Here is a 341-nt window from a genome sequence, read left to right on the forward strand (position 1 = left end):
CACCTACTTCACCTGCGGCCCGAAGGAGACCCGCGCCTGGACCATCGTCCGCGGCACCCGCGCGCCACAGGCCGCCGCCGTCATCCACAACGATTTCGAGCGTGGCTTCATCGCCTGCGAGACCATCGCCTACGACGACTACGTCGCCTGCAAGGGCGAGGGCGGCGCCAAGGAAGCCGGCAAGATGCGCGTCGAGGGCAAGGAATACGTGGTCCGCGACGGCGACGTGCTGCTCTTCCGCTTCAACGTGTAGAGCTAAATCCAATCAGATGGGATCATCTGATCGGATGAACTCGCTCCGGCGCCGTCGCCATGCACCTGCGCGCTTTTCAGCACGCCGG

1 protein-coding gene is annotated in these 341 nt (G+C 65.1%); it reads left to right on the forward strand.

Annotated elements, in window-relative coordinates:
• The coding region (locus R5H29_RS00065) for a DUF933 domain-containing protein (protein ID WP_332328527.1) at positions 1-253 on the forward strand (253 nt) is incomplete at its 5' end.
• Positions 254-341 lie beyond the last annotated feature (88 nt).

It is taken from the genome of Stenotrophomonas sp. A3_2, assembly GCF_036624925.1.
In the GTDB taxonomy this organism is placed as follows: domain Bacteria; phylum Pseudomonadota; class Gammaproteobacteria; order Xanthomonadales; family Xanthomonadaceae; genus Stenotrophomonas; species Stenotrophomonas hibiscicola.